1 protein-coding gene is annotated in these 1,300 nt (G+C 66.5%); it reads right to left on the bottom strand.

Annotated elements, in window-relative coordinates; genetic code table 11:
- Positions 1-34: 34 nt before the first annotated feature.
- The gene (locus tag QNA08_RS18905) at positions 35-1,219 is read right to left on the bottom strand and encodes an IS481 family transposase (protein ID WP_283742282.1); all 1,185 of its coding nucleotides are present in this window, start codon (positions 1,217-1,219) and stop codon (positions 35-37) included.
- Between the last annotated feature and the right edge of the window lie 81 nt (positions 1,220-1,300).

The following is a 1,300-nucleotide window of genomic DNA, read 5'->3' as shown; positions in this document are numbered from 1 at the left end:
TGTCCAACCCGGACACATGGGTTGCAGAACGTACCTAAGACATGGGTGACAACCTCGGGCCGAACGGGTTGTCGAGGGTTTGCAGGGTCTTCTGCTCCAGATCGATGTAGCCGAGATCGTAGTGCATGAAGCTGACGAGCCATATGCCCTCGTCGACTTCCTTGATGCCGAGCCGCTGGCCGGCGAGCACGGTGGAGATGTTGATCTTCTTACGGTGCATGCACAGCCGCCCGCAGGCGGTGACCATGATGTCGCGGTCGTGCAGCGGATAGCTGAGCTCAGGCAGGCCCAGGTAGGGCCTTGGTGAGGGGGAGTAGACCTCGGCCGGCGGCTTCATCTGCAGCGCCTCGTGCGGCCGCTCGGTGTTGAACTCGCGGACGAAGGCGTCGAAACGGCCCTGCTGCTGCAAGCTGTTGCGGCCCGGCGGGCGGGTGGTCTCCTTCTTCAGGGTCAAGTGCATGCGTTCGTGGCGGCCGTTCTGCTGGGGCCGGCCGGGCTTGATGCGCTCGATCTCGATGCCGAGCCTCAGCCACCAGACCGAGAGCTTGGAAAGTCCGTAGAGGCCGTTGGGGCTGGCGAAGGGCACGCCGTTGTCGGAGCGGATCGCGCCGGGCAGGCCGCGCTCACGGAACAGCTGCTCGAAGGCGGTGATGGCCAGCTCCTCGCGGGTGGACTCCAGCGCCTCGCACAGCAGCAGAAAGCGCGAGGCGTGGTCGGTGACGGTCAGCGGATAGCAGTAGCGGCCGTCGCCCAGCTTGAACTCGCCCTTGAAGTCGGCGCACCAGAGGTCGTTGGGCTCGGCGCCCGGCGAAAGCGCCGTGCCCTGCGCCCGACGACGCGGGCGGCCAGGGACCTTGACCAGGCCATGCCGGTGCAGGACCGCATGGATGGTGTTCTTGGCGGGCACGCGCACGTCGCCGGCCAGCCGGCGCACCAGCAACTCGCGAATCTTGCGCGCGCCCCAGTGCGGCTTGTCCTCCTTGCAGCGGACGATCAGCTGCTCGATCGGCGCCGGCAGCTGGTTGGCGTAGCGCACCGGCCGGCGCGAGCGGTCGCTCAGCGCCTCCAGCCCGTGCTCCCGATAGCGGTTGAAGATCTTGTAGCCGGTTTTCCGCGAGACGCCGAAGTCCCGACAGACCTCGCTCATCCCATCTCCGTCCAACAGCCGGGCGACAAATCGCAGACGCTCGTCCATGACCGAACACTCCTTCCACGGCATCGACACTTCCCCCAGGCGCGCCTGGGGGAAGTGTCACCCATGTGTCCGGTACGTCCTGTCACCCATGTCTCGGACCGCTCA

The sequence above is a fragment of the Chelatococcus albus genome (assembly GCF_030067675.1).
Classification (GTDB): domain Bacteria; phylum Pseudomonadota; class Alphaproteobacteria; order Rhizobiales; family Beijerinckiaceae; genus Chelatococcus_A; species Chelatococcus_A albus.
This window is presented reverse-complemented; position numbering and strand designations above follow the sequence as displayed.

Bases quoted from the DNA above. Each gene is read 5' to 3' on its own strand.
- QNA08_RS18905 (WP_283742282.1), bottom strand. From the start codon at position 1,219: ATGCCGTGGAAGGAGTGTTCGGTCATGGACGAGCGTCTGCGATTTGTC.